The 400-nt window shown below is 75.2% G+C and carries 1 protein-coding gene; it reads left to right on the top strand.

What is annotated here, in order from left to right:
- The coding region (locus G3I78_RS50100; protein ID WP_164437334.1) for a zinc-binding dehydrogenase at window positions 1–400 on the top strand (400 nt) is incomplete at both ends.

The following is a 400-nucleotide window of genomic DNA, read 5'->3' as shown; positions in this document are numbered from 1 at the left end:
GCCCGCCGACGCCGCATCCGACGACCACCTGCTGACCGCGCTGCTCGCGCTGTCCGACGTCATGGGGACCGGCCACCACGCGGCACTCGGCGCGGGGGTCCACAAGGGCTCCACGGTCGCCGTCGTCGGCGACGGCGCGGTCGGCCTGTGCGGGGTCCTCGCGGCCAAGCGCCTGGGCGCCGACCGGATCATCGCACTGGGCCGGCACGCCGTCCGTACGGACATCGCCAAGCTCTTCGGTGCCACCGACGTGGTCGCCGAGCGCGGCGAGGCCGCCGAGGCGGCCGTGCGCGAACTCACCGGCGGCCAGGGCGCCCACTCGGTCATCGAGGCGGTCGGCACCGAGCAGTCCATGCGCACCGCCGTGAACATCGCCCGCGACGGCGGTGACATCGGCTAC

Source organism: Streptomyces sp. SID13726, assembly GCF_010548375.1.
GTDB lineage: Bacteria > Actinomycetota > Actinomycetes > Streptomycetales > Streptomycetaceae > Streptomyces.
This window is presented reverse-complemented; position numbering and strand designations above follow the sequence as displayed.